General features: G+C 49.9%; 20 protein-coding genes and 1 tRNA gene. 15 read left to right on the top strand and 6 right to left on the bottom strand.

The features are described from left to right. The coding region (locus EDC30_RS18635; protein WP_207907328.1) for a hypothetical protein at positions 1–863 on the bottom strand (863 nt) is incomplete at its 3' end. Between the two features lie 1098 nt (positions 864–1961). On the opposite strand from EDC30_RS18635, the gene EDC30_RS18630 reads away from it, so the two are divergent. After that, positions 1962–3338: a tyrosine-type recombinase/integrase gene (locus EDC30_RS18630; protein WP_132260368.1), complete on the top strand. Its 1377-nt coding sequence runs from the start codon at positions 1962–1964 to the stop codon at positions 3336–3338. On the opposite strand, the gene EDC30_RS18625 is transcribed toward EDC30_RS18630, so the two are convergent. Together EDC30_RS18625 and EDC30_RS19535 are read right to left on the bottom strand one after the other, a co-directional pair. Next, a tRNA-Leu gene (locus EDC30_RS18625) sits at positions 3339–3425 on the bottom strand. Positions 3426–3631: 206 nt separating this feature from the next. Further along, positions 3632–3793, bottom strand: coding sequence for a hypothetical protein (locus EDC30_RS19535; protein WP_165973885.1), 162 nt, complete (start codon positions 3791–3793; stop codon positions 3632–3634). A gap of 375 nt (positions 3794–4168) precedes the next feature. On the opposite strand from EDC30_RS19535, the gene EDC30_RS18620 reads away from it, so the two are divergent. From EDC30_RS18620 to EDC30_RS18595, 6 genes are all read left to right on the top strand, one after another. Continuing rightward, a complete protein-coding gene (locus tag EDC30_RS18620; protein WP_132260367.1) occupies positions 4169–4837 on the top strand; it encodes a hypothetical protein in 669 nt (222 codons plus the stop codon). 530 nt (positions 4838–5367) lie between these two features. Beyond that, positions 5368–5952, top strand: coding sequence for a hypothetical protein (locus tag EDC30_RS18615; RefSeq protein ID WP_132260366.1), 585 nt, complete (start codon positions 5368–5370; stop codon positions 5950–5952). Between the two features lie 248 nt (positions 5953–6200). Further along, positions 6201–7352 (top strand): hypothetical protein, encoded by a 1152-nt coding sequence (locus EDC30_RS18610; protein ID WP_132260365.1) that lies wholly within the window; start codon positions 6201–6203, stop codon positions 7350–7352. Positions 7353–7498: 146 nt separating this feature from the next. Further along, positions 7499–8257, top strand: a complete 759-nt coding sequence (locus EDC30_RS18605; protein ID WP_132260364.1) for a hypothetical protein — start codon at positions 7499–7501, stop codon at positions 8255–8257. A 189-nt stretch (positions 8258–8446) separates the two neighbouring features. After that, a complete protein-coding gene (locus tag EDC30_RS19645; protein WP_207907327.1) occupies positions 8447–9010 on the top strand; it encodes an HD domain-containing protein in 564 nt (187 codons plus the stop codon). A 146-nt stretch (positions 9011–9156) separates the two neighbouring features. Beyond that, positions 9157–10083 (top strand): hypothetical protein, encoded by a 927-nt coding sequence (locus EDC30_RS18595; RefSeq protein WP_165973884.1) that lies wholly within the window; start codon positions 9157–9159, stop codon positions 10081–10083. A 229-nt stretch (positions 10084–10312) separates the two neighbouring features. Here EDC30_RS18595 and EDC30_RS18590 read toward each other — a convergent pair whose 3' ends face one another. From EDC30_RS18590 to EDC30_RS18580, 3 genes are read right to left on the bottom strand one after another with little or no spacing between them, the layout of a single operon-like run. Further along, a complete protein-coding gene (locus EDC30_RS18590; RefSeq protein ID WP_132260362.1) occupies positions 10313–11095 on the bottom strand; it encodes a hypothetical protein in 783 nt (260 codons plus the stop codon). Between the two features lie 47 nt (positions 11096–11142). Further along, entirely contained in the window at positions 11143–11415 is a 273-nt protein-coding gene (locus EDC30_RS18585) for a hypothetical protein (RefSeq protein ID WP_132260361.1), read from the bottom strand. Positions 11416–11420: 5 nt separating this feature from the next. Next, the gene (locus tag EDC30_RS18580) at positions 11421–12389 is read right to left on the bottom strand and encodes a helix-turn-helix domain-containing protein (protein WP_132260360.1); all 969 of its coding nucleotides are present in this window, start codon (positions 12387–12389) and stop codon (positions 11421–11423) included. A 454-nt stretch (positions 12390–12843) separates the two neighbouring features. Here EDC30_RS18580 and EDC30_RS18575 point away from each other — a divergent pair, with 454 nt between their 5' ends. From EDC30_RS18575 to EDC30_RS18535, 8 genes are all read left to right on the top strand, one after another. Further along, positions 12844–15669, top strand: coding sequence for a class I SAM-dependent DNA methyltransferase (locus tag EDC30_RS18575; RefSeq protein ID WP_132260359.1), 2826 nt, complete (start codon positions 12844–12846; stop codon positions 15667–15669). Beyond that, on the top strand, positions 15666–17777 hold the full coding sequence (locus tag EDC30_RS18570) for a DEAD/DEAH box helicase (RefSeq protein WP_132260358.1): 2112 nt from the start codon (positions 15666–15668) through the stop codon (positions 17775–17777). The genes EDC30_RS18575 and EDC30_RS18570 overlap by 4 nt, the downstream gene beginning before the upstream one ends. Further along, complete coding sequence (locus tag EDC30_RS18565) at positions 17770–18963, top strand: GIY-YIG nuclease family protein (RefSeq protein WP_132260357.1); 1194 nt, start codon at positions 17770–17772, stop codon at positions 18961–18963. The genes EDC30_RS18570 and EDC30_RS18565 overlap by 8 nt, the downstream gene beginning before the upstream one ends. A 1722-nt stretch (positions 18964–20685) precedes the next feature. Further along, a complete protein-coding gene (locus tag EDC30_RS18560; protein ID WP_132260356.1) occupies positions 20686–21750 on the top strand; it encodes a hypothetical protein in 1065 nt (354 codons plus the stop codon). A 1440-nt stretch (positions 21751–23190) separates the two neighbouring features. Continuing rightward, complete coding sequence (locus EDC30_RS18550) at positions 23191–24243, top strand: hypothetical protein (RefSeq protein ID WP_132260355.1); 1053 nt, start codon at positions 23191–23193, stop codon at positions 24241–24243. 375 nt (positions 24244–24618) lie between these two features. Continuing rightward, a complete protein-coding gene (locus tag EDC30_RS18545) occupies positions 24619–25239 on the top strand; it encodes an AAA family ATPase (protein WP_132260354.1) in 621 nt (206 codons plus the stop codon). Between the two features lie 161 nt (positions 25240–25400). Then, on the top strand, positions 25401–25640 hold the full coding sequence (locus EDC30_RS18540; RefSeq protein ID WP_132260353.1) for a CopG family transcriptional regulator: 240 nt from the start codon (positions 25401–25403) through the stop codon (positions 25638–25640). 29 nt (positions 25641–25669) lie between these two features. After that, positions 25670–26416, top strand: a complete 747-nt coding sequence (locus tag EDC30_RS18535; RefSeq protein ID WP_132260352.1) for a GIY-YIG nuclease family protein — start codon at positions 25670–25672, stop codon at positions 26414–26416. Positions 26417–26552: the final 136 nt, after the last annotated feature.

Below are 26552 nucleotides of genomic sequence, written 5' to 3'. Positions count from 1 at the left end.
GCCGTAGTGGTGGTGGCAGCACGAGTGGTCGTCGTGGCTGCTGCGGTTGTCGTGGTCGCAGCGCGGGTGGTTGTCGTGGCTGCTGCAGTAGTCGTGGTCGTCGCGATAGCGCCGGATGCCAGCGACAGCTTGGTCGAGGTGATCAATGGTGCATCGGTTTGTGTCACGACATCCAATGCGCTGGGCGAACCGAGATCGGCTTTGGAAACGGTAACTTTGGCCACGCCATTGCTGGTGGTGGAACTTACTTTCTTCACGAAAGCCCAACCCCAGGCGCCATTGCTACCGGTGTAACGGTACAGGTTGCCGTTCTCGATCAGGAAGCTGGAGCCAATGTTATAGCCACGGAAGCCCGTGTTGGCATTGCGATCAGTATCGACGAAGACGCGCACCCAATTAGGCGTGCCGCTATAAGGGAATTGGTAATAGAAATTGCTGCCGTCAGCAGTGACTTGACCTGCATTGCCGCTCGAAGAATCGCTGGATGATGAATCAACAAGCGTTTTCGACAATTTGGTCGAGGTGATCGTCGGCGAGCTGGTTTGAGTAACAGCGTCCAGTGCGTTGGGCGAGCCGAGATCGGCTTTGGAAACGGTAACTTTTGCCACGCCATTGCTGGTGGTGGAACTTACCTTCTTCACGAGGGTCCAGCCCCAGGCACCATTTCTGCCGGTGTAGCGGTACAGGTTGCCATTCTCGATCAGGAAACTCGAACCGATGTTATAGCTGCGATAGCCGGTGTTGGCATTCTGGTCGGTATCGACGAACACACGGACCCAGCTAGGCGTCCCGCTATAGGGGAATTGGTAATAAACGTTGTTGGCATCACTGGTGATTTGCGGGGCGCTTTGGGCCATCGCCATCGGAGCCAAGCCGAATGCGGCAGAAAGAAGAAAAGCGTGAGAGCTTTTCAGCTTGAACGAACTAGGTTGTTTGTGAACCACTGGCATAGTTATTCAGCCTTTTGAAAAATTTGAAACAGCACGACCCAGCCGCCGGGCGAACCAGGCAGTTGCAATCTGGAATGACTGTTGAAATTGAAAGAAAAGTCAGGAGCCGAGATGCAATGCGCGCGACGATGAACCCAAGCGGCATTGTCTTGATGCAACACTACGTTACATATAAGAATAAAAAGTAGTTGTTGCAGTGAACATTACATTGGCTTGCAAAAGTACGATGTAAAGATTCCTCCGTGAAACTATGTGCCTATTAGTAAGTTTTCGAATGGAAATAGTTCCGCGAAAAAATATTTTTTTTCGGAATTTATTTTATGTTGTCAATTTAAATTTTGACTATTGTTGCGCGGAATCAACGCATTAGCAGTGACGAAACAGATTCGTCAGGGTGAATAGCGTTTACTTGGTTAGTTCTAAAAAGGAAAACTTTGGAGATGTGGTTTTGCCAAATGACCGTGATCTTTAGGCGGGTTGGTAGTAGGGCAAAAGGGCAAGGAAATTTTTGCTGTTGACCGTTTGCGGAAAATGACTTTGGCGCAAAGAGCTAAACGCGAAACTGGCGAGATGAATTACCGGAAATAATTTGATAAGGCGACATGCCGAAGTTGATAATCGGCTATTGCTAATTTGGTTTTACTCTCATTTATGGTAAAGTTCCGAGTGCTTTAACACTGTTTCAAGGCTGACGTGTCGTCTGGGATCTTAAGTGCGTGATTTGAAAGCGTCTGATCGCGGCAAATCAAGTACGGCCGACACTGCGTGCAGCGCCTCGAGCATGCATAAATTAAAAGCGCCTATGGCGCTTTTTTACTTGTATGACTCTCACCGCCTGAGTGGTGAAATTGGTAGACACAGCGGACTTAAAATGCTGTGTGTGTGCTTCCGGATGGTCGGTAGTGTTATTTGTAAGTTGTTGAAAACAAATAAAATTATAAGAATAACTTTTCTTAAAATAAATATGTGTTAAAGTCCGTGTGCAAAAAGTGCACATGAAAAAAGACGCATATGGCCACTATTAATCAGCTTCCATCGGGTTCTTGGCGAGCCCAGATTCGCCGTAAAGGGTTGGCGACACTCGGGGAAACATTCAAAACGCGAGCAGAGGCAGCTGCCTGGGCGACCGCTAAAGAAGCGGAACTACTTGTTGCTTACCACCAGGCAAGTCCTCGAATTGCTAAAACTGGAACGCTCGCTAACATTGTTGAGAAGTATTTTCAGTCGACTGTATATCGCAATAAAGCACCTACGACTCAATCACGCGAACGATCATGCTCGGTGCGCGTAATTGAGTGTTTGGGCCACTATGCCATTACTACCATCGACAGCTTGGTGATCCAGGAATACCTGGATGCTCGTGGTGGGGAGTATGTCCGACATGCCAACGGTAAGCCGACAAATAAGCTTGTATCGGCAAATACTATCCGGCTTGAAAAGGCTTTCCTTTCATCGGTTTTCAAGTGGGCGAAAGGGCGCAAGTATATAACTGTGAACATCATGGCTGATTCATTCGATCTGCCAAGGTGCTATCCCCGGGAGGGGCGCATTTCAGAAAGCCAGCAGCTAAGGCTGTACGAAGAGGCCATGGCCCTAATGAACACCCCAGGAACAAATCCCTGCCTAGCCGCATGGACCTATTTTGTATTTAACACTGGCACGCGACCGGGTGAAGCCGCCAAAATCGAAGTTAGCTGGGTAGACCTAGATAAAAAAAGAATCCACATTCCCAGAAGGGGCTCAAAAAAGCGCAATCCACGCACCATTTTGCTCACTGACAATTTGGCAAAAACGATCCATGAGCAAGTTGCTAAGGCTCAGGAAGCAGGCAGCAAATACTTGTTCTTCTCTCGCGCTAACGAGCGCCGGAAGACTCGGCCGGATGGCACTCCGGTTCGTCGGCTCCGAACAGAAGAGGAGAAGGTGACTAGGGAATGCATACCGTACCAGTATTATCACGCATGGCGAAACCTGTGCCGCCACGCTGAGATCTCGGAAAAGATCAACCCGCATATCATGCGGCACGAGTTTATCTGCCGCTTATTTGAAAAGACGAATCTGAGCGACAGCCAAATTGCCATGCTAGTCGGCGATGTAAATGTGCTTTCCTTGGAGCCTTACAAGCATGTATTGGTTGAGAGATTGCGCGACCACTACGATGCGCACCAAGATTCCATAAGTAGTACGCTCGAAGAATTGCTAACGAAGAAGCAAGAAGATCTCGCCAAATTGTCTGAATACCTGACAGGGGTACTCACAGAAGCTCAAGAAGAGCGGGAGCGCAATGGGGATTTTTCAACGCCGATAGATTGGTTACATGCTGCTTTCTTGGCTGAAGAAGAAGAGAAAAGGAGAGCTAAAGAGCGGAGCTCGGAAGAGAAGAGTTGATGGTGCGGCTGGCCGGAATCGAACCGGCACACCATTTCTGGCGAGAGATTTTAAGTCTCTTGTGTCTACCGATTTCACCACAGCCGCACGATAGAGCGGGGGATTGTAGCAGACCTAACCATTCTTACAAAGCCGTCTATAGTTGGAAAATGGAAAAAAGCCGGGAGGGGCGTCACCAACCTCCAGGCCGATGGCCGACCATCACCCGCTGGCCATTTCAGCCCCTGCAAAATTTCTCGTTATTCGAACAAGCTCAGATAGCCAACGGCACTGTCGCGGCCGGATAAGTCAGTTTATATTTCGTCGAGCTTTACTTTAATAACTTGCTGCCCGTTGCGCGCATCTGCAATCCTATTTAGTTCAATGTCCTCTTGCTGCTGCAAAGCGGCGCGAGATTTTGCATTAAAAACCGGATTTCCTGTTTCATTAACGCTTTGCTGATTCTTTTTTTCCATATCAGCCTCTCCAATCGTTGTCGCCACCATTTTAACAAAGAGGGGTGACGGATCGCACCTGCTTATCCAGGTTGTCACCCAGAACAAATTGAAGCAGCGGCTGGCCCGTGGAAGTGCAGCTCATCGACAATATTTTGAAAGCCCTATCCGTCGACCAGACGTAAAAAAACCGGGAAGGGCATCACCCACAGCACCTCGCACACACACTCGGAGCGGATCATTCGATACCCAGCACAACAAGGGCAAGGGGTGATATAGATACTGTTTAGGATGAATATCGAAATGCTGGATAAGTAAAACAGCTAATATTCCAGTATCGAATATGTTTAAAACAAGCATTGATTATGCATATTGCTATGCGTTACTATGCTTTGCATGAAAAACGCTAAAGCAATAAGCCTATTATTACGCAAACGCGCTTGGGTCGCAGCCATTGCGGCTGCTCGCAAATACGCCGAAACAGCTTCCTACGCCGACATCGAGGCGCAATTTAGCCAAATGATGCCTCAGGATCGCCGCGCGGTGCTTGCTCTACTAGCAGACGTCCTGAGTGACTATCCCCACTGCGTATGGGGCGTTCCAGTTCTTTTTTATTACAAAAATCCTGCGTGCGATAGCTATTTCCACTGTCCCATACCGGAGTTTCAGCCGGATCCAGACATCACGGCTATGTCGTGGCTGCCACTTGATATCCTAAGACGAGATGCGCCGCTCAAGCCGACCGGTGAGAACGTGTCTATCCCCCCGCATAGCACTGAACTTGCCATTCTGGTTGCATGTACTGACTCACGTGCAAAGCCACAACTGGAAGACAGATTTTGGGCTGAATATTTTCAGAGCGAACATGGATCAGTCAGGCTCAGCGCAGGAGAGCCGCTACCCCTGCCGGAGGCCGTAGAAGCAGGCTGCGCCGCATTGGTTACAGCTCGAAACGGTGCTGCCTTTTGCGACACACCGCGCCTTTTTCTAACCGATGTGGGCTTTAATGCGGCCCTAGACCTCGGTATCGCCTGGCGACGCGGATACATAAACGACCACCTCTAAGCCTCTTCTCGTTTCTCCTTCAACATAAAAAAACCGCGCCGAGATCGCTCTTGACGCAGTGAAGTCCTGTGAAGGAAAGAGGAAACAACAGCAACAAAACCTTTATTCGCCCTCTGTTAGTGTATAGCAGGGCATGTCCTCGTCCGGCCCAAACAACTGTAAGGCAAGCTCATCGAGCTCATCTTGAGTTAGTTCTGAAAATTCCATGCGAATAAGCATAATATCATTGCCGCATAGCGTCAATTCATATTTGCATTTACTATGCAGTTAAGATTGCATAACAATTTTAAAATTTGAGGCGTCATTTTGAATAACAGGGTTGCCCAAATTTATAAATGTATTGTCAAAAAGAACAGGACTTTATGTGTCATATATATCTAGCGACGAGTTAAATACTGTTAATTTAAGTGAGACGTAATTGTTATGGTTTCTATAAGCATGTAGACTCGTTGCTAATTTCTTATTGGCAATTTTAATAACGCTGCAACGCTTACTTTTAAGCTAAGGTAGTGATTCTTTGTATAAGCTTCATGTTTGAGATATTCAATCTTCTTGTCATTAGTGCTCAGCTCTTAGACCCAAACCTAATCAACTTGCGTACTGTGGAATTCCCACCGCGGCACCAAGTCGTTGTCATGGAGTTTCAGCCGGTCGCACTCCGCTGGAGTAAAAAACGAGAATGCCGCTATTACGGCCTCATGGTTCCATACACCCGCACTTGGGAAGAAAAAGATCCATCAGATCAAACTGGCATGTCTACTTTGGCACCTGAGCCGGACCAAGTTGTTGGCTACGGAATTGTTGTGAATAAGAAGACCTGTCCTGAAACAGGTGTGGAAAAGGTATTTGCAGCTGGGGAGTATGTTACCGGAACTGATCGTGTTGGCAGACCCTACATTCAGCATGCTCAGATTTACGTAAATCCTATAGTCGACAATCCCGAGAAAAACCCTAAGTGGCTGCCACAAGTTGTCGCAACCATTGAAAAAGCTGCCGAAACTGATCAAGCGGCAAAGGCCTTCCTGGATTTTGCCAAAAGTACGCAAAGCTCAATCAAGGTTCAAACTTCAGAAAAACAATCACAAACTAGTCCCGAGTTAGCCCCAACTAGATAGCTCTCAAATAAATTGAAATGCCTTGCTGTAGTAGCTATGAGCACGGCTACATATCAGCTTTTAGCCATTTGGGGGCATTGTAAGAATAAAGATGCGTACAAATTCCCACTCAAGATAAAACGAGAAAGCAATTCGTAAATCCATAAATAGTTAAGAAGGATGAAGCTCTTTAGCGTAATAAGGCGAAAGTAGTAGGACCTTTCTAAACTCTATTCCAGAAATTAAGTTAGTAAAAACAAGAGGTAAAAATGAAAGTATTTAACAAGAAGATTCTAACAAGCCTATGTCTTTACTTCTGCATTTCAGACTTGGCTTTCGCTCAATCCAATAATGTTGAGCAGCGCTTTGCAACTAGTGTTTTCCCAGGTGTTGTCGGCCGTGGCTCGGGTTATTGTAAATTTGCATTTGTTAGACAGCATAATGGCGTCTGGCAAGTTGATCAGTCAGAAAATATGGCAGATGCAAAAGTTGAGCGTTTGAACGTATGCATGGCGAAGTCAGATAGCGGCAGAACCTTTGATGTGCTGCTAGCCTTTCCTTCTTCTATCCAAGGTTGTCCTAACACGAAAAATTGGTTCACTCCGCGTAGTAAAGGGTATTGGGATTGCAATAGCGAGTTTTCAATGTCTGGACTTATTGGAAAAGGTTACTCAGGCAGTATCAGACCAGAACTAGTGAAAGAAGCTGTTGAATCCCAAGCTATGCAATCGCATGCTCCAATCATAGTTCAGTCCATCTACACTGACTTATATTCTGAAGCGGTAAAAGGAAATGTCAATCGCATAAGGGATCTGCTGATCGACTTATCAAAATATGTGACAGATGAAGACCACCGCGCACTGATAGCAGCCTATGGTAAGAGCACTAGTCAAAAGGTGGTGCCAGATTGGCTTTTTCAGAATGCAAAGCCAGAAGTCGTTAAGCTTGCTGAAGGAGATATACGAGATTACTGGATTGACCAATACCGTAAGAAAGTTGCTGATCTGATGGAAAATGGAATATGGGCTGCTCAATACAAGCAGCATATCGAGTCACTAACTAGTGTCGCCAACGTCTGGACAGCTGAGGATTTTGACAATGTAATTCCGATGCTAAAGCAAAAACAATCTGCTCTTGAAAAAGAGGAAATGATTCAAGAGCAATTGGCAGCAAAGCATAAAGCTGACGATAACAGGAAAAAAGCCGAAGTTGCCAGACGTGCTGAACAACAGGTCGCGCTATTCCGTAAATCTGTCCAAGTTGGAACATGGACAAATTGCGGTCAAATCTATGACATGCGCAAGCCAATGGCAGGTGTACAGACAATGGTGGGGCAGCAATACATAGATATTAATCGCCTATATCCACCTCAGTATATCTGCCGTTTTCTCAATGGGGTGTATATAGGTGCTTCGAATTAGTAGTTTACATAAACTGACTTACTCAATCCAAACAATTGAGAGTGTATTTTGAAAAAACGTGCAAGTCTTATTGTCGATTTATAGTAAGAATGGCCGGTGGATTTTCAAGAAATGACGACTAGAACAGCGAATCGCCAGAGAGAGAAATGAATAAGAGTCAATACAAGAGATTATGTTTGGTCCTATTGGCACCACTGCTTTTCGCTGGCTTCATAAGTTCAAATACATTTCTCCGGTCCGAGCGGAATCACTGGTTATTGTGCGAAGGAATTTCAGGAGAACAAGAGTTTTGTCGCCGTGGCACGTATACAGATCATGGCGACTTTTATGACTCGATCAAAAAAAAGTACCCGGCATGGTTTCTTGTCGAATTCCCTTTCCATGAAAAGGCAGTGAAGTTAGAGGTTCAAGTTAGGCAAAGAGTAGCATTTGCAGATGAGATTATCGGAACTGAACCCAGTTTTGGTTATAAAGAAAAAGCTGCTTATATGGATCAGATGGTTGGACGTAAGGCTCTGATTTCATTGGGAATTATAAAAGATGCAAAGTCCGAATTTGTTGAAGCGCTACCAGAGGTATTCTTAGCTTGCAATTATTTAAGCATGGATAACAAAGAGCCAAGGGTTTATATGGCTCACTGTAAAGGCGAAGGATGGATAGGTGCTATTACTTTTAAGGCAAGCGCCGAAACGGAATTGATGCTACAAGGAATTAAGAATCAGTATTACAAAGAATTAGACGATTTGGAATTCAATTTTTGGATAGATCGAATTTCGGCATGGCTAATATATGTTGTCCTGTTTCTTATTCTTTCGCTTATCGTTTATCTCATCAGGACCAGCATCAACTACGTGCGATTTGGATCAAAGAAAAACATTAGAACGACAGAACTAGCCAGCAAGTAGATCTCAGGATCGTATTACAAATGTGGGTAAAGAAGATGAGTGGGACAACCCGCAGAGTGCTGCTGATGAGCCACTAAGTTCCTGATTGTCAGGTTTCCGAGGCAGGGTACTTCCGCTTTGGGGCGAAGTCGGAAGTTCGCAATCTGACAAATCCTGTCAGATGAAGTCCCAACTTATACACCTTATTTCATGATCAAAGCTAGCGACCATTCTTTGAGTGCTTCAGCCATTACGCCAGAACTGCGAGCCGACATCCTTCGGCAATTCCGCTTGCCGCGGCACAGCGTTCATGGTCCTTCGCATTGGGCCCGCGTACGCTATAACGGCATGCTACTTTCCCAGGCCAGTGGCGCTGACTGGCAAGTTGTGGAGCTGTTCGCCTTCATACACGATAGCCAGCGCTATGATGATGGGTACGACCGAGATCACGGGCCACGTGCAGCTGATTATGCGCTGCAGACATGCGGAAAACTGTTCCAGCTTAGTGACTCGCAGTTGGAAATGCTGGTTAAGGCGTGTATGGGGCATACTCACGAACACCTGACTTCATGCGTGACGGTGCAGACTTGCTGGGATGCGGACAGGCTCGATTTGGCGCGAGTAGGGATCATTCCGGATCCGTATTATCTTGGCACCGATCTAGCAAAGGATCCGCAAATGATCGCTCAGGCCATTGCCAGAAGCAGAGGGCAATCCTCTAAAACGCATGGCATTATCGATGGTTTGGAAGAGAGCCTTTCTCCTTTAGAGTAAAGCGGTAGCTAAGTCCCAAAATGACGTTAATTGCGCACGAAAAGTTGATTAGCTTTGCCCGTGCTGAGAATGGCGCAATCGTCTCGATAGAAGAAGTGCCGCGAGGTCTGGCCTGCAAATGCACTTGCTTAGCCTGCAAGCGGACCATGGTAGCCAGAAAGGGAGAAATCCGGGCATGGAGCTTTGCCCACCAGGTCAATGAAAAAGTCCAATGTGACTGGGCGGCCGAAACGGCAATTCATTTCGCTATGAAGGAAATCATAGCTGAGCAAAGGCAGATTTTCATTCCAGATCTGCGTGTGACAGTGAGTAAGAAGACCTCGCGTGGCGAACTCTTGCAAAGCTCTGCGGTGATCCCAGGGCGGCTCATTAACCTGGAATCGGTTGAGCTTGAATACAGCGTTCATCCCATCAGGCCTGATGTTGTAGCCATCAGTCAGGGAAAGCGCCTGTTTATTGAGGTGAAAGTCACCCATGGCGTCGACGATGAAAAGCTACGGCATATCCGGAAAATTGGCGCCTCAGTAATCCAGATAGATCTTAGCAAGGCAAACCGCACGGTTGACCGGGACTACTTGAAAGAATTGTTGTTGACTGCGGTAGCTGAAAAATCATGGATTTTTCATCGAAAACGGGGCGTCTATGAGACTAAGCTTCTCGAATCGCTTGAGCAGGATGTTCAGCAAAGAGAACAGGAATATCTACAACGGCAGGTTAAAACCGTAGGCATTACGGTACTTAATACGGCGGAACTGGGAACTGCTGCAAGTCTCATGCAAGACGACTTTTTCATGCCGGACGGCGCAGTGATGTGCTTTCGTTTTGAGAGTGGTGGCGAGGCCTTCCTCAAACGAAGCTCTAATCATGAGTACCTTATCGAGTTCGTGAAGGCAGAAGAAGTGCGTGATGCACTCATATGCGCATCGGGATTATCTATCGCCGGCAAACCATCAGTGCTTTGTGTATCTCAGCACAGTTTAGTCCACGTCATTCCGTTGCTGAATAAACTGGCCATAGCTACAACAAACCGCAGCAAGAATGAATATTTACGCTATCGGTATGGAGATCAATAAATAAATGTTCTGCTGGTCGCTCTACAAAGCGTGCTAGATCATCTCAATTTTATTGAGCGACACTGTGGCTTTCTTGCTTGTGTTCCGTAATGGCGTTTGAAAAGGGAATGCCACACTAACTGGCAATAATTGCCGAACTTTGCTGGTTTTAGTGCCGCTACGCTGAAGATTTTGCGAGTTTTTCCATGGTCGGCTTCCCTTTGCTTCACTCTAGTGTTTTCAGATAAGCTTATTTCAAGTAAGCCACTTGAGAAACTAGCTTTTCGCGTAAGAAATCCAGGAGCGCAGGATTTGTTTTGACCGATAATGCTTCTTTCTTCTTTCGGCCCAAGAAGTAGGCGATTCGCTCGGCATTTGCGCCTGATGGATGCGGCAACCCATCCAAGATGCGGTCAGATTTAATCACCCCTTCAGCTGCCAGCCAAGCCAGGCCTTTACTGACTTTAGGACCGAGCGGAATATATAGTGGGTTCTTCATTTTGGCCGCTTCTTTTGCGAAGTGATCCAAAATCTGATGGCGCAAGAATGGCGTCTTGACCATGTGTGGAGTGCCGCTGTAATTCTTGCCACCCACAAAAATCGGATGACGCAGGATCGACGTAGTCTGTACCAGAGAGTAATTGGACCCAAAAAGGCTATCGCAACTTGTCACTTTCAGCAACCCATGCAAGCCAATCGAGTCAAGTAGAGCAATCAGGTTCGGGCGCAGGGCGCCACTGAACCCGCCGGTTTGCTTGGCAGCGGCATGAGCAACATCCAAAGGGGCGCCACTCGCCAGTTGCTTCTGCGCTTCCTGCATGGCGTTCTTCCACTGCGTAAAACCTGGGGTTATCCCGACCAGCACTACTTTGGCACCGGCATTGACGATATCGAACGGGATATAGTAACTAGCAAGATCGCGGTCCTGACCGAGGAGGAACGTGCTCGGGATTTGCCCAGCATGGGAAATGCTGCCCAGGTTGAGATTGCGAATGGCCGAGGCGTATTGAGAGAAATGATTGTTTTGGTCCATATATCCTTCTGTCGATAAATAGGGCGGGGTACAGCTCACAACTTCCTTTAGTGATGTTTAACTTTTTTGACCCGAGGTGCAACAGTAATAACGTTGCCATCGCTGCCTACGACAGCGTAGTAGTCCAGAAAGCCTTCAATTGCACGGAATAATTGACCGGCATAAGCACTTATTTTCCGGCGTGATGCCTTGTCGAAGTAATAGGTAACCGCGTCTTTTCCTGCTTTTTCAATTGATCCGTACCCAAGCAACAGGTCAACCACTATCGGAGGGATGCCTCGCTGCTGCAGGCGAATGCTGGCATGGTTGGTCAATTTCATGTCTATCACTCCTCTTCCAGATTGGCCAAGGAAGCCTCAACCAGGGCCTTCTCAATTCGGTGATGCAGGGTGAGGCTCGCTTGCACAAATGTTTTCACGTTCAGTTGCAGTGCCTTGGCTAAAGCGATGAAGGCAGTACGGTCAAAATGGATTTGTTCACCTTTTTCCATTGTCGCTAATGCTTCAAGCGTCATGGCCGGATTGGCGACAGCTTTAACGACCTGCTGCGGCGTCAGGCCTGATTCCTTTCGTTGAGCCAGAAGATAGGCGCCAAAGTCCGCAAGTGAAAGGAATCCGCTGGTTGTCAGGTTGCGCTCGGCGTCCTGGGGAATGTAGACGGTTGGCTTGAACCCTCTGCGCTCTTTCAACCAAGCCAAAGCATCTTCGGCCGTTACGTAAGTACGGCTTCCGTGATTGAATGTCTTTAGATGATTCTTATGCTTCGGATTGGCTGCGTTGCGCACACTCTTTTCGTCCATATTGGCCAATAGCGCAACATCACTTAGCATGAGCACGCCGCCGCGCACGCCAAGCCCCACTGCTGCTTCATCAGTGACACTGGTAATCCCCTCTTGTTCGTCGAGCAAATTCCTGGCATGTGCGACAGCCAATACATGCTGAGACAGATCCAAGCTAAACCTGATGCTGCTTTCGTGGAGGAGTAAAAAGTTTTTCAGCCCATCGATAAAGGAGAGCGTATCGGTGGCCATGTCGATCCAGTTCCAATCACCACGTCTCTCACCGTTAATGCCATAGTCATAGAGCTCCATGAGCACGTCAGTCACGATGAATTTGTCGATATCAATGGCTTCGGGCTTTAACAAGGAAATCGATTCTTCTTTGAAGTTTTTGGGATCAAGCCCCAGAAGTGCCCAGCCGCATTTGGGGAAGTAGACGCGCTCTAGGCAATCGGCCAGTGCCCACATGTAGCCGCGGATTTCGTTACGAAGTTCTTCTTTGTTGAAATATTCCATTTATTCCTCCACATAAGCAATGTTTCGAATTATAAACCTACATTTTTAAGTGTCAAGATATCTATGATGGAATAAATGGAATAAATATGTTTGCATCGTTAAATGGATTTGTTGCGTCTATCAAGAGAAGTCACTCAGTTGACAATAAGAATGTCTGTGAAATGTTAAAATTTCCGGCAATTTTTAAGAGCCTTTCCACGGGCCATGAATATCGTTGGATCAGGAATGCCTAGACTTGGGCAGATGCACGAAGCTCGGATCTGCAGCGCAGGTACTGCACCTCATTCGTGGCAAAAGCATAAGGCTCAAGTTTGGATCAACTATCCTCCTTAGCTAGAGGTGGATCGCTACAAGGCCCCTAGTGCAATCGTTTATAAGATGACCCCGACTGTGCCGCGTGTTTCACTAGAGCTTAGGCGGACGAAAGCGGGGGAATCCACGCAGAAAATACCCCATGAATGCAGTAGAAATCGAAGCAGCCATATCGGACTTGGCAGAGCAGCCGTTTCACAAAGAAGAATTTCCATTCGCGTTCCTGGCCGCCTTTGGCCATAAGGAAACGGCCCTCAAGCGCCTACGTACAGGCAATAACAACGCTTCAGATGTGCCAGGCGGCGTACTCCTGCGCAATAACATCCACCTTGCAGTATGTGACGTCGGCGCTGTGGGCGACACATTCAAGGCATTGCGTGTCAGCCCAGCCACCACAAAAGCCAAGGCAAAGTTCATTCTCGCCACCGATGGACAGACGCTGGAAGCCGAGGAGCTAGCCAGCGGGGAAACCGTTGCCTGCGCCTATCCCGACTTCCCCAACCATTTCGGCTTCTTCCTGCCGCTGGCCGGAATCTCCACCATCAAGGAGATTAAGGACAACCCAATCGACGTGCGCGCGACCGGGCGCCTGAACAAGCTGTACGTCGAGCTGCTGCGCGAAAATCCGGATTGGGCAACGGACGAACGCCGCGCCGACATGAACCATTTCATGGCGCGGTTGATTTTCTGCTTCTTTGCTGAAGACACCGATATCTTCAATGGCCGGGGCTTGTTCACGAAGACCGTGGAGAAAATGAGTGAGCGTGATGGCAGCAACACCCACACGGTGTTGTCCGAAATCTTCCGCGCCATGAACACGCCTACACGCCACGAAGGCAAGCTGGACGACCGCCACCGCAAAGCCGCCAACATTCGCAGCTGGGCAGACCAATTCCCATATGTTAATGGCGGCCTCTTTTCTGGCAGTATCGAAGTGCCGCGCTTCACTCGCATGGCACGAACGTACTTGCTGCATGCCGGAAGCCTAAACTGGAACCAGATCAACCCAGATATTTTCGGCAGCATGATCCAGGCCGTTGCGGATGACGAGGAGCGCGGCGAGTTGGGCATGCACTACACCAGCGTGCCCAACATCCTAAAGGTGCTGAACCCGCTATTCTTGGATGACCTGCGCGCGCAACTGGCTGAAGCTGGCGACAACAAAATTAAGCTGCTGAACCTGCGCAAGCGCATGGCACGCATCCGCGTTTTCGACCCGGCTTGCGGTTCTGGCAACTTCCTGGTGATCGCTTATAAGCAAATGCGCGAGATTGAGGCCGAAATTAACCGCCGCCGAGGTGAGGCACATCTGGGCAGCGCAATACCGTTGACCAACTTTCGAGGCATCGAACTACGTGACTTCCCGGCGGAGATTGCACGTTTGGCGCTCATCATTGCTGAGTTCCAGTGCGACGTGCTGTATCGCGGACAGAAGGATGCGTTAGCGGAGTTTTTGCCGCTAGACTCGCAGAACTGGATTGTCTGCGGCAACGCATTGCGACTGGATTGGTTAAGCTTGTGCGACCCTGACGGGACGAGCGTAAAGCTAGTGGCGGATGATTTGTTTAGCACACCGCTGAATCAAACGGAAATCGACTTTGAGAACGAAGGCGGTGAGACGTACATTTGTGGCAATCCGCCATACTTAGGTAGCAAGTGGCAATCGGACGCTCAGAAAGCCGACCTTGGGGCAATCTTCGATGGTCGCGTAAAGAATTGGAAGTCATTGGACTATGTGGCGGGCTGGTTTATGAAGGCAGCTGACTACGGAACTAACACTAAAGCATCGGCCGCCTTCGTAGCGACGAACTCAATTTGCCAAGGGTTGCAAGTGCCAATTCTTTGGCCACTAATCTTCCGGACGGGTAACCAAATTACTTTCGCTCATACATCATTCAAATGGGCAAATTTGGCTAGCCATAATGCTGGGGTCACAGTTGTGATCGTTGGCATTTCCAGCAAAATGAACCTTGTGAAGCGTCTTTATTCACTTGCAGACCGCGAAAATGCGAATGTCGTTGAGCTGAAAGAAGTTCAGAACATAAATGCCTACCTCGTAGCAGCTCCTAATATTGAAATACAGGCTAGCCCAAGGCCAACGCAGGATTTGCCGATAATGCAATTTGGCAACCATACTTATTACGGCGTGGATCTCTTGTTAACACGTTACGAAGCAGAAGAAATTATCGTCAAATGGCCTAGTTCAGCTAAATTAATTAGAGATTTTTATGGATCCCAAGAGATCGTTTCTGGGTTACCTCGTAAATGCTTATGGATTAACGACAACGATGTAGACTTTGCTTTGTCAATTCCTCCTATATCGCAGCGTCTCCAGCGTGTTGCTTCTGCTCGGGCGAAAATGAAGAGCGACAAGTCGGCGCAGAAACTTTCAGAGACACCTCATAAGTTCCGTGAGCAATTTTTAGGAAATCAATACACGATAGTAATTCCTGCAATCAGCTCTGAGAATAGACCTTATCTACCTGCATCTATCGTAAATGGAGACTGTGTAGTTGGGCACAAATGTTATGCAATGTATGACGCTCCTCTATGGAGTATCGCGCTGATTACTTCACGCATGCATTGGGTCTGGATCGGCGCGGTTTGCGCGCGCTTAGAAATGCGATTTTCGTATTCCAACACATTGGGATGGAACTCTTTTCCGCTTCCCTTCCTTACAGAGCAAAACAAGTACGACTTGACCGCCTGCGCTGAAGATATTTTGCTAGCGCGTGAGGCGCATTTTCCAGCCTCCATCGCCGACATGTACGACTTGGACAATATGCCGGAAAACCTACGTCGAGCCCACGAGCGCAACGATGAGGTATTGGAGCGCATCTACATTGGCCGCCGATTCAAGAACGACACGGAGCGGCTCGAAAAACTGTTTGAGCTGTACACGAAGATGATGGCCGATGCGCCCAAGGGCCAGTCTGCCACGAAAACGACAAAAGGAAAGAAAGCATGAGTGAGCAAGCAGGCAGCCCGACCAACGCTTACACCGTTCCTTCGGTTTCGATTGCTACGGCACGAACCGGCGCTTCCAGCAAGGCAAACGAACTGGGTATGCGTACCATGCAAGAGCGTGCATATGCCAAGCGCGGTGAGCAATACCTTTTGATCAAATCACCACCGGCTTCTGGTAAATCGCGTGCACTCATGTTCATTGCTCTTGACAAGCTCCACAACCAAGGCTTGCAGCAGGCCATTGTCGTCGTGCCTGAGCGCTCCATTGGTGGCAGCTTTGCCGATGAGCCGCTGAGTCAGTACGGCTTTTATTGGGATTGGCAGGTGGCGCCCCAGTGGAACCTATGTAATGCACCTGGCGTAGACGAACCGCGCGTTGCGAAGTCCAAGGTGGATGCAGTGCGCAAGTTCCTTGAGGGCAGCGACAAGGCGCTGGTCTGCACCCACGCTACCTTCCGCTTTGCGGTGGAAGAGCTGGGTGTTCAAGCGTTCGATAACCGCCTGATCGCTATCGACGAATTCCACCACGTCTCCAGCAACCCGGACAACAAGCTCGGAAGTCAGTTGGGCGCCTTCATCGCCCGCGACAAGGTGCACCTGGTGGCCATGACCGGCTCTTACTTCCGTGGCGACAGCGAAGCGGTGCTCGGACCGGCAGACGAAGCCAAGTTCGAGACAGTCACTTATACCTATTACGAGCAGCTTAACGGTTATCAATGGCTCAAGTCGCTGGACATCGGCTACTTCTTTTACACAGGTCCATACGTCAATGCTATCACCAAAGTGCTGGACCCGTCGCTCAAAACCATCGTCCATATTCCCAATGTGAACGCCCGAGAAAGTCTCAAGGATAAGCAGCGCGAGGTGGATGAAATCATGCACGGCTTGGGTGAATGGAAAGGTGTCGACCCTGCGACCGGCTTCCATCTGGTCCAAGCCCATGATGGTCGTACCCTGAAAGTAGCGGACCTGGTGGATGACAGCGATCCGGCCAAGAGGTCTAAAGTTCTCACGGCCTTGAAAGACCCGGCGCAGAAGGATAATCGAGACCACGTGGATGTCATCATCGCCCTAGGCATGGCGAAGGAAGGCTTTGACTGGATCTGGTGTGAACATGCATTGACCATTGGATACCGTAGCAGCTTGACTGAAATCGTGCAGATCATTGGGCGTGCCACGCGTGATGCCAAGGGCAAGGAACGGTCGCGCTTCACCAACCTGATCGCAGAGCCTGCGGCTGAACAATCAGCTGTGGCAGAAGCGGTGAACGACATGCTTAAGGCCATTTCTGCCAGCTTACTGATGGAGCAGGTTCTGGCTCCACGCTATGAATTCACCCCCAAGAATACTGGTCCGAAAGAGGGCTTCGATTACGGCGAGGAGGGCTACAAGGAAGACGGTCACAATATCGGCGTAAATAAGGACACTGGCCAAATTCACGTAGAAATCAATGGGCTGGCAACGCCGCAAAGCCCTGAAGCCACACGCATCTGCAAGGAAGACTTGAACGAGGTCGTCACCAGCTTCTTGCAAGACAAAACCGTATTGGAGCGCGGCCTGTTCGATAAGGAAAACACCTTGCCTGAAGAGCTTACACAACTCCGGATGGGCAAGATCGTGCGCGAGCGTTATCCGGAATTGACCGAAGCTGACCAGGAAGCCATTCGCCAACACGCCATCGCTGCCATGAATATCACGCAGCAGGCCAAGTTGGAGATAGCTAAAATCGATGCCAGCGGTGGTGTGTCACAAGGAAATACTGCCTTGCTGGATGGAGTGCGCAAGTTCGTTAACGTACGCCATCTGGACATTGATCTGATCGACCGCATCAATCCCTTCGAAGCCGCCTATGCAGTGCTGGCAAAGTCGATGGATGAAAAATCTCTGCGCCAAGTCCAGACCAGCATTGCTGCTAAGAAGGCAAATATCCCAGAAGAGTATGCGCGCGAGCTGGCGAGGCGCGCCCTGCAATTCAAGCTTGAGCGTGGCCGTCTGCCCGATATTAATTCTGCAGATGCTTGGGAAAGAGAAATGGCTGAAGGCGTGGCCGCGCTGGCACGTTATCGTGCGCAAGCCAAGGCGGCACAGGGAGGAAATGTAAATGGCTGATATGGACGACGACGAACTACTGGATGCACTCGGCGTAGAAGTCACTGCGGTCAAAGCCTCTAGCCGGACACCACGCGAGGAACGCATCATTGCAGGCTTCGAGGATATTTTGCGCTTCTATCAGGCTCACGGCCGCGCTCCTACGCATGGCGAAGGTCGTGACATTTTCGAGCGTATGTATGCGGTGCGCCTGGATCAGCTGCGTAAGCTACCAGAAGCTCAAGCTCTGCTGGCAGAGATGGATAGCCCTGGCCTGTTGGCCGGCGCGATAGCGTCGACTACGGTTGATGTTGATGCTCTCGATGAAGACGCGTTGCTAGCGGAACTCGGGATTGACACGGAAGCTGTTGACCAAAGCGACATTACCGTCTTGCGTCATGTCCGGCCTTACGCTGAAATCAAAGCGGCAGAAGAAGTCGCCAACCGCACTCCTTGTGTGGATTTCGACCGGTTTGAGTCATTGTTTGCGGAAGCCACCGCTGGCCTCAAGGCTGGCTCCTGGATGACGAAGCCTTTCGTTAAGGATGCCAGCATCGAGGCTGGAGACTTCTTCATCATTGGCGGCCAAATAGCCTATGTGGCCGAAATGCATGACGGTACCAAGACCAAGGATGGGCGCGATAATCCACGATTGCGCGTCATTTTTGATAACCATACCGAAAGTAACCTGTTACTGCGCTCGCTTTCGCGCTCGCTGTACCCCGACGGAGACACGCCGGTGGGGCGCCGCCTCATTCGCAAGGACGATGGTCCGCTATTTGGCAGCGCGGCGGAGTCGGATGACATTGAATCCGGAACCATTTATGTACTCCGCAGCCAATCCGACCATCCATTCATCGCTGAGCATCGAGAGTTGATCCATAAGATCGGCGTGACTGGCGGCAGCGTAGAGAGCCGTATCGTTGGCGCCGAAAAGGACGCCACCTACCTGCTAGCAGGTGTTGAGGTAGTGGCAGCCTACAAGCTTCACAACTTGAACCGTACAAGGCTGGAAAAGATTTTTCACCGATTGTTCGGGGCAGTGCAGCTCGACTTAACCATCGAAGACCGTTTTGGAAATCCAGTCAAGCCAAAGGAATGGTTTTTGGTGCCACTACATGTGATTGATGAAGCGGTTCAGCGCATCCGGGATGGCTCGATTGCGAATGCCATCTACGATCCGAAGTCGGCACGCCTGGTAGGCTAGGGCGGGTAGACTTTATCAGTTTTCCTGCCGTTATGGTGTCTATGGTTGCTGGTGTGGCAGCAACGGGAAGCGCGAAGCGGCGAGCAAGCGCAGCCATAACATTTTATTTCGCAGAACCATTCTCCCCTCACACTTCTCGTCGTGCTTTCTTGTGAGGCGCTTGCCAGCCCCTTTGTCCCAAAGCTATTGAATTTTTGCGTGTGTATCAAGCGGCTTTGCTTGGCTGGTGTGGCGCCGCGCAAGGGAAAGATGCTTAGGCAAGGATCTGGGATTTGGGGTGACTTGTTTGCGTTGTGCGGGCTGGCTAGGTCGAATTTTTTAAGGGATGGATACAAAAGGATTAACCGGGTTCTTGTTTCCCACACTATCCACCGTCCGTCTACCCGTGCTCAGTTGTGCGTGCGCGCCCCGGCGGCGGCGCCTTATGCTGCGCTTCAGGCTTCGCCTTGTTGGCGCGTACTCCACCTTGCGCGCAGGTCTCCTTGGGCGGGTTTCAAGACAGGTTAATCCCGCTCTATGTGGGCGTAAAACTGTTTTTTTAATGTGCATGCGAAGAGTGTTTTTTCTTGTTGCGCTGAGCCGCGACTGCTGTTACTCCTGGTTGAGCGCCTATCAGGTTGCTGAAGGCGCGGCGCTGGAGCGGCCTCAACGGCCGCACTGGCCGCCAGGGCGGCCTGCTCGACCAGGATAGGAGTTGGCTGCCGCGTGCACCTACTTGCCGATGAGCTACCCCAGTACCCGACAAGAGCGCTGGCTTCCGCGCACTGGCTGACCGCCCTGGTAGAGGCTCCGCAGGAAAAATGGCGCAGTATTTTTAAACCTATTCTCACGTATGAGTCACTCCATACCAGTAAAAACTAAAAGAAAATTTCCTGACCTGCGGGTCAAAAATAAAAAATGTGCTGCGCGATATGGGAATTTACAACCAGGATCTGAAGCGCTGCCGCATTGGACCGCGTAAAACAGGCTTATTCGGGCGATTGAAGCCAGCCGCGGTGGGTTAGCCTTTATTTTGGCGGGTGTTGCACTGCCTCCCGCTTCTGGCTAACCCATATATATGTATTCCACAAAAATTCTATGTTTTATTCAAAGCATTGATGAGCCTGCTTCGAGATGCAGTACAAAAAAATTTCGCGCGCAAACTTTAAGTTGAAAGCTGAAGCAAATTGAAAAGGGCTACTAGCTCTAAAAAAGATTAAAGGGACTCTTAGGACTATCAGGACTAAGCAGCATTTTGGGGCCCGAAATCTCATGGCATTCAAACCCTATTTTTTGGGTGCGAGCAAGAAAATATCCGTACAAAGTCAAGTTTTGAATATTTAAAGGTCAAGTATTATTTGAAGGCAGGTCAAGTATTAAAGCGCTTAGGGTCAAGTTATAATTCGCTTCAAGTCATGTAAAGTTCCGTTGTAAGTCAAGTGCTCTTGGGGTTAAGAAGGTCTGGTTGGTTTTGCAGAACTTAATGAGGGCGTTTAACTTTTGTAAATTATTTAGCGGATGAGCTGCCCATGAATTTTTGAGGAATCAAAATGATTACTAACAAAACTGAACGCAAGTATCGCAGCGGCAGCTACGGCCCAAACAAGTTGCAATTGACCGCTTTAATCACATGCGAAAAGCATAGTGCTTCCTTCGCGGTTTGCCGCCAAAGGGGAAAAATGACGCGCGATGTTATCCGCTCTTTCGTCGACCGACATATTACCAATGCTACTGGAGCCTAGAATGGAAAAAACTGAGAAAGAGCTTAAACTTGAGCGGGAAATCGAGAACCTCCGTAGCTTGCTGCCGCTGGCGTCGCCTGAGCAAGCCGCAACGCTGAATGAGGAAATTCGAAAAAAGGTATGGCTGCTTGAGAAAGCAGGCACTGCACTTACGTTTATTAGCGATACTGAAACAGAGGAAGTGCGCGACGAAAAGCGTAAGTATGGGGCTGTGCGGCACCGAGGTAAATCGTACCTGCCACACCAAAAAGCCGGCTATGTTATTTTGCCAAATTCGCTTATTCGATCTGCTTTATTTGCTAGCTCAGATGAGCCTGTGGAACATAAGCGTGATTCCGACGGCTACGTTCCAATTGGTTCTAGGAAGGACATTACGCTTAGACTCAAAGGATCAATGCTTAATTGGTATGACCGAAAGGTGTTCAGCTGTTGCTTAACGCATTATGCTGGCGATCTTCCGCTTCCGTCCGAATCGTCTGACGAAGGCTGGCATGAAACAACTTTCTATAAGTTCGCTCAAGCCCTAAAAGTTTCATACGGTGCAAGCACGCACACTGCCATTCGCAATAGCATTGTCCGGCTGAGTGGCGCTGAGCTTTGCTTACAAACTACTAGCGGTAGGAATTGCACTGTGCCGCATCTGATCGAAATTGACATTATTGACGACTACAAGGTTTCACGCCTCAAACCTCGTGGCCGCGATAAGCTACGCTTTCGGGTGTGCGACCCGGTTGCCGAGCTGTTCGGCGTCAACTCATGGACTGCCATTCCCAAAGAGGCGCTCGCTTACAAAGGGTTCCCCAGCTGGCTAGCGGCGTATTTAGCATCGAACGATGAGCTAATTACGTTGCCTCTCGCGCACCTTCAAAAAATTTCAGGTGCGACGGCTGATATGGACGACTTTAAAGATCATATTAAGCGCGCGCTTAATAAATTGTCACAGCCAAAGGTGCATGATCGCATTCGAATTTTGCAGCCGTACAAACTCGACACGAAAGCTGAAAAGCTGCACATGCAAAAAGCAGTCGTCACTCCGAAAAAGAGCACTGAAGAAATCTCTTCCTAGTAACCGGCGCCAGCAACAGGGAGGTGGAGTTTCTCCAATGCCTCGAATAATCTCTAAAACTGTGCGTTAATCCACGCTTTAGATTTTCGATCAGCAGGTACACTGTCCCTGTAGTCAAGTTTTCCCCGTGTGGTGGCTGAGAATACCAAGACTACTGCTGAAAATCGAAAGCTAATCGCTTTCGCTGCTTTAGCATCTGTTCGCCGCCGTATGGGCGGTTGAGAAGGTAGTGGCTACTGCTGATAACTTGAAAGTTATTGCTTAAAAGGCTCCAGCATCCGTTTGCCGCCGTACGGGCGGGTGAGACATTCCTTCGGAAGGTATAGAGGGCACATCAAGAGGTGCGCCCTTTTTCTTTTGCAGGCTTCACGTCGATCTTGATGCTGCCTTAGGCGGACAGCTGGTACCGCCAGGAGAAGCAGCAGGTGTATGCGCCAGTCGAGCTTGTTTCGCTTCCAAGTTAGCACACAAGCCGGCCTATCCATTACTCCATTAAGGCTAGCCCTGCCCATGCCGTGCGAGCATCCAAGCCAGCTCCAACACCAACAGTCGCAGCGCTATACGAGCCGGCCTATCCGCGCCCCCATCCTCGGAATATCCATAGCCATCCATCTCACGCTTTAACAGCATCTCGCCCGCCAGCCCAAGCAGCACTTAGCCAGCTGCTCGCTAGTTGCCCCAGGCGAGCCGTGCGCGGAGCGCCGCCAGGCATGGTGGCTCAGACCTGCTCCCACTGCCAAGGTGATCGCGGAGGAGCATCCAAACCAGCTTCCCAAAAGGCGGTCGATGGCGAATCGGTGGCGACTGCTCGCCAGCGATTTAGCCGGCGCGAGCCGCGTAACTCAAAGCCAGCTCATTCGGCACCTGCTTAGCTTCCATCCCAGCACCTAATCCACACCGCTTTAGCTTCCAGGCCAGCCACCTCGATCAGAGCCAAAGTGGATCCATGCCAGTAGCTTGCCTACTGATCGCTTAGCTTGCTCATTACGCGCTGACGCAGATGCATGCATGGTCTGTAAGGATAGGCCGGGGCAAGCGCAGGGGAGATTCCAGGCTGGCTGCGTTGCTTGGTGCTGAAGTAAGTGCGGGCAAGGAGGGTGGAAAGATGTTAGGCGAGGTGGCTGGGAAGGGGGAGGGAGTGGAGGCTGGGGAGGAGGCAGAAATGGAATCTGCAAAGGATGCCAGGGAAGCACCGGTTAAGCCGGCTTAGTTGCGGTGCGCAAGGCAGTGAATGAGGGGTAGCTGTGTCGGAAAGGTAGGGGAGGCTAGCGTAGGTCCCACTCGTTCTCCGACGTCTAAGAGAGTCATGCTGCCTATCCGTACTCTCCGACTGGGCTCAATGTGGCAGGTTGGCATAAAAGTAAGCATGAGCCGCTTGTTAACTATGCATATACGTGGTAATTTAATGCATAGTGCTAAGCAATTAAACGCATAATAAAAATGAGAAAAAAGACCCTCTTTGATTTCCATATCCGCACTTACATGGCAGCGCTTGACGGGCTTGAAGCTTTGCGCGGAGACGACCAAGTTGTAAGCGTAGACCCGGGCCTGCGGGAAGCCCGCGAACGACTTATCGACCGCGTAAAACTCGCGCTCTACTCGCTGTCACACCGTACTCCAGCTCACTTAGCCGAAGCAGCAGCCGGAGTGTTTGTTGAAGCACCACGTTTTAAGCTCGATTGGCAACTCGAAGACTTACGCGAACTGCCTGCATACAAGCTCAGCACGCCTGAGTTTGCAGTCGGCACACTGGGGCTCGGGGCTGCCATTGTAGGCGGGTTAGTCGTTTCCCCCGTCACGGCTGTAGCTGCTGGGGTAGCTGCCGCAGGCTTGTTTGCCGGGTATAAGCAGATAAGGCGCTTGCTCCGGCGCCGTGAGAACAAGGCGCGGAATCGCCGTCTGCGCGATCTGCCTGCACGGGCCGCTCACTTTGCTGCAGTGCTGGAGATTAATATTAAGTACGTAACACCAGGACTCGTTGAAGCAATTATGAAAGCCAGAGAGACGGCTATGGCTGAACAGAAGCAGCGCATGCTGGCTAGCTTTCCTGCCGAAGCTGCTGCTCCAACGCCCGCTATCCCACCTTCCAATCAGGGCGCTAGCAAACAACTGGGATTTAGTCTGGGTGGCGGAGGAGGGGCGACAGGAACGTGGCGCGACTTTATGCCGCACATAACTTTCAATCTTACCGGCGGACGCCGTCGGAGCCGTGCGTTTTCCTGGGGCGGCCGGAGTAGAGGCGGTAGCGATTGCAGTGGCGCCGTGAGCAGGCAAAGCGACGATTACGCCTTCGGTTGGATCAATCCAGCGAGCGGACTGCCAATGCTCGCTGGAGCGATGATCGACATTGCGGGAAATGCATTTGGCTACACCTTCGATGCAATCGGCGACCTCGCTGGCAGCGTGTGTGACTTCGCGGGCGACTTTGTAGCCAGTATTGCCGATGGCGTGTCTGACTTCGGCAGCGGGCTTGGAGACTTCGACAATTTTTAATCAATGCGATCAGCACGGCCATCGCAGTCGAGTCTATAGGAGTAATTATGGATAAGCTCTATAAGATTAATACTCTCGCCTAAAAAACGCCCTATTTACAGGGCGTTTTTCTTTCATCTATCGCATCGTCCTAAATATGGTTGTTTTTGGTGCTTTATCCAAGGATTGAAACTGTACATTTTTCCAAGACTTTCCATTCGATTTTAGACCTGGATCGCTATACATACTTGTAGGTTAATTCGCTTTAACTTTGCATCAGAAGCGCTGCAGCGAAACTGCATCAATGCTGTAAGCGCACTGTATGAGTGCTTCAACTTTACTGCACAAGCACTGTATTAACGCTGTAATCGTACTTATAAACCACCGGGGGTTTAATTGATTTTTGCCTTATCGAGCACAAAGGGCGGCGAAGGGAAATCTACGCTCGCGTTAAATCTCGCCATCGCACTATCTCTCGCTGGCCGTGACGTTTTGGCCGTTGATGCGGATCCGCAAATGTCCCTTGCATCGGCACTCAAGCTTCGTGAGCCTGATCCCATCGCCGCTGCTAGCTATGCTGACGGCCAGACCTTGCGCCAACAAGTGCAACTCGCCGCAAAACGGTACGAGGATATCGTGATTGATTGCCCTGGCGGTCGTAACAGTGCTGCTCTCCGTGCAGCACTTATGGTCGCGGATCGTGTGGTAGTCCCATTTCAGCCCCGCTCTTATTCAATGTGGGCAATAGCAGACTTCCTTGAAATCCTAACTGAAGCGCGTGGCTACCGAGACATCGCAGCCTTGGCTGTCCTCTCGATGGCAGACCCGCGAGGCGCTGACAACCGTGAAGCTGCTGCAGCCATCCCGGAAGGCATTACATATCTGCCCACCCCCATCGGTCGCCGCAAAGCCATTTCGGAAAGTGCCGCAGAAGGGCGTTCAATCATCGAACTTCCTGGGCGTGATCCAAAAGCGGAAGTAGAGATGCGCAACTTTATTCATGCAGTACTGGCGTGATTCGCTGCATAGCTTAAAGCTTACATACAGTGAAAATGAGGCGAAAGTACAGCAAAAGTGAAGCAATTCTGCAGCGAAGCTAATGCGCTAATACAGCACAAATAAAGCAATAAACCTTAACCAGTCCAGTGTTTCAACATTCAATCTAATGGAGCAAGTTCATGGCTATTATTCCGACAAAACCCCAAGTCTCAGCTTATAAAAACCTGGACGCATTCATTGCTGGTGGTGAACCGGCATTCTCACCGGAAAAAAAGAAGGTCAAGAAAGCGGGCTGCAAGCAGGTTATCACCCTGACGATCAGCCCGGCGACTTTGGCAAGGATTGACGACTGGGCTCGCAATCAAGGCATCAGCCGCGCTGCCGCAGTGGCGGTCGCCATTTCCAAATTGACCGGCTAATAAGCTTACTGCCAGACGGGAGACATAACATGGTAAGCACAACAAAATATAAGCCGGCTTACTTGTACTTGCTTAAGCATAGAACGCTTGACCGCATAAAAATAGGTTGGTCAGCTAACGTGCCCAAGCGCAGCAAACAGCTGCTAACGCAAGTCAACTTTGATGGATCGATCATGCTGCTCTGTCGGGATGGAGTCCAGGCGGAGCGCCTTGAAAAGACGCTTCACAGCATCGTTGAGCAGTACCGTAATCCGTTAGCTGCTGCCGTACCTGGTCGTACAGAATGGTTTGATGAGGAGGCCCGAGCGATTGTGCTGGCTTACGTCGATGCGACGCGTCAGTTCTACAAGTTTGGTTGCTTTGAGCCGATTCCGAAAGCTCGCGCGATCACAGGCGCTGAGAAAGAGGCACTTGAGAAGCGCCTGGCAGCCGGCCGCGCTATCAAAGAATCCGAGCGATCTGCCCAAAATGAATTCAGCATTGACACTGCCATTGCTGCTATTGATCAGCTCGCCACCGAGGGGCGTATCGTCGGCGCCGGTGGAAATGGGTTATTGATTCGCGGCGAGTATGATCTTTGGATGCGAGAGAATATGGAGCGCGCGCTCACTGCAAAAAACTTCGTTGGAGGCGTGTTTTCCTGCTACACCGATTCACCTGGGCTAGTTGTGGCTACGTTGTCACCGAGACTTATCGGTCATAGTCAGTCGTCCATTACGCCCCGCGCCGCAGTTCAGCGTCTGCACACTCGGCTGAACAGTTTGGCTGGGGCCTAATAGCTGCTGTGTAACTGACAGCGCTTGCTGTCGATGGTACAGCATGCTTCCATGGCTTTTCCCGCGGCCATTGCTCAATGCTGTGCCACTTAAAAGTGTCCGTCCTTCGTTTCTTGGTCCGTCTCCAGTGTTTCGA

This window comes from Paucimonas lemoignei (assembly GCF_004342585.1).
Taxonomy (GTDB): Bacteria; Pseudomonadota; Gammaproteobacteria; order Burkholderiales; family Burkholderiaceae_D; genus Paucimonas; species Paucimonas lemoignei.
Note: the sequence above shows the minus strand (reverse complement) of the source record. Positions and strands in the feature narration are given on the sequence as shown.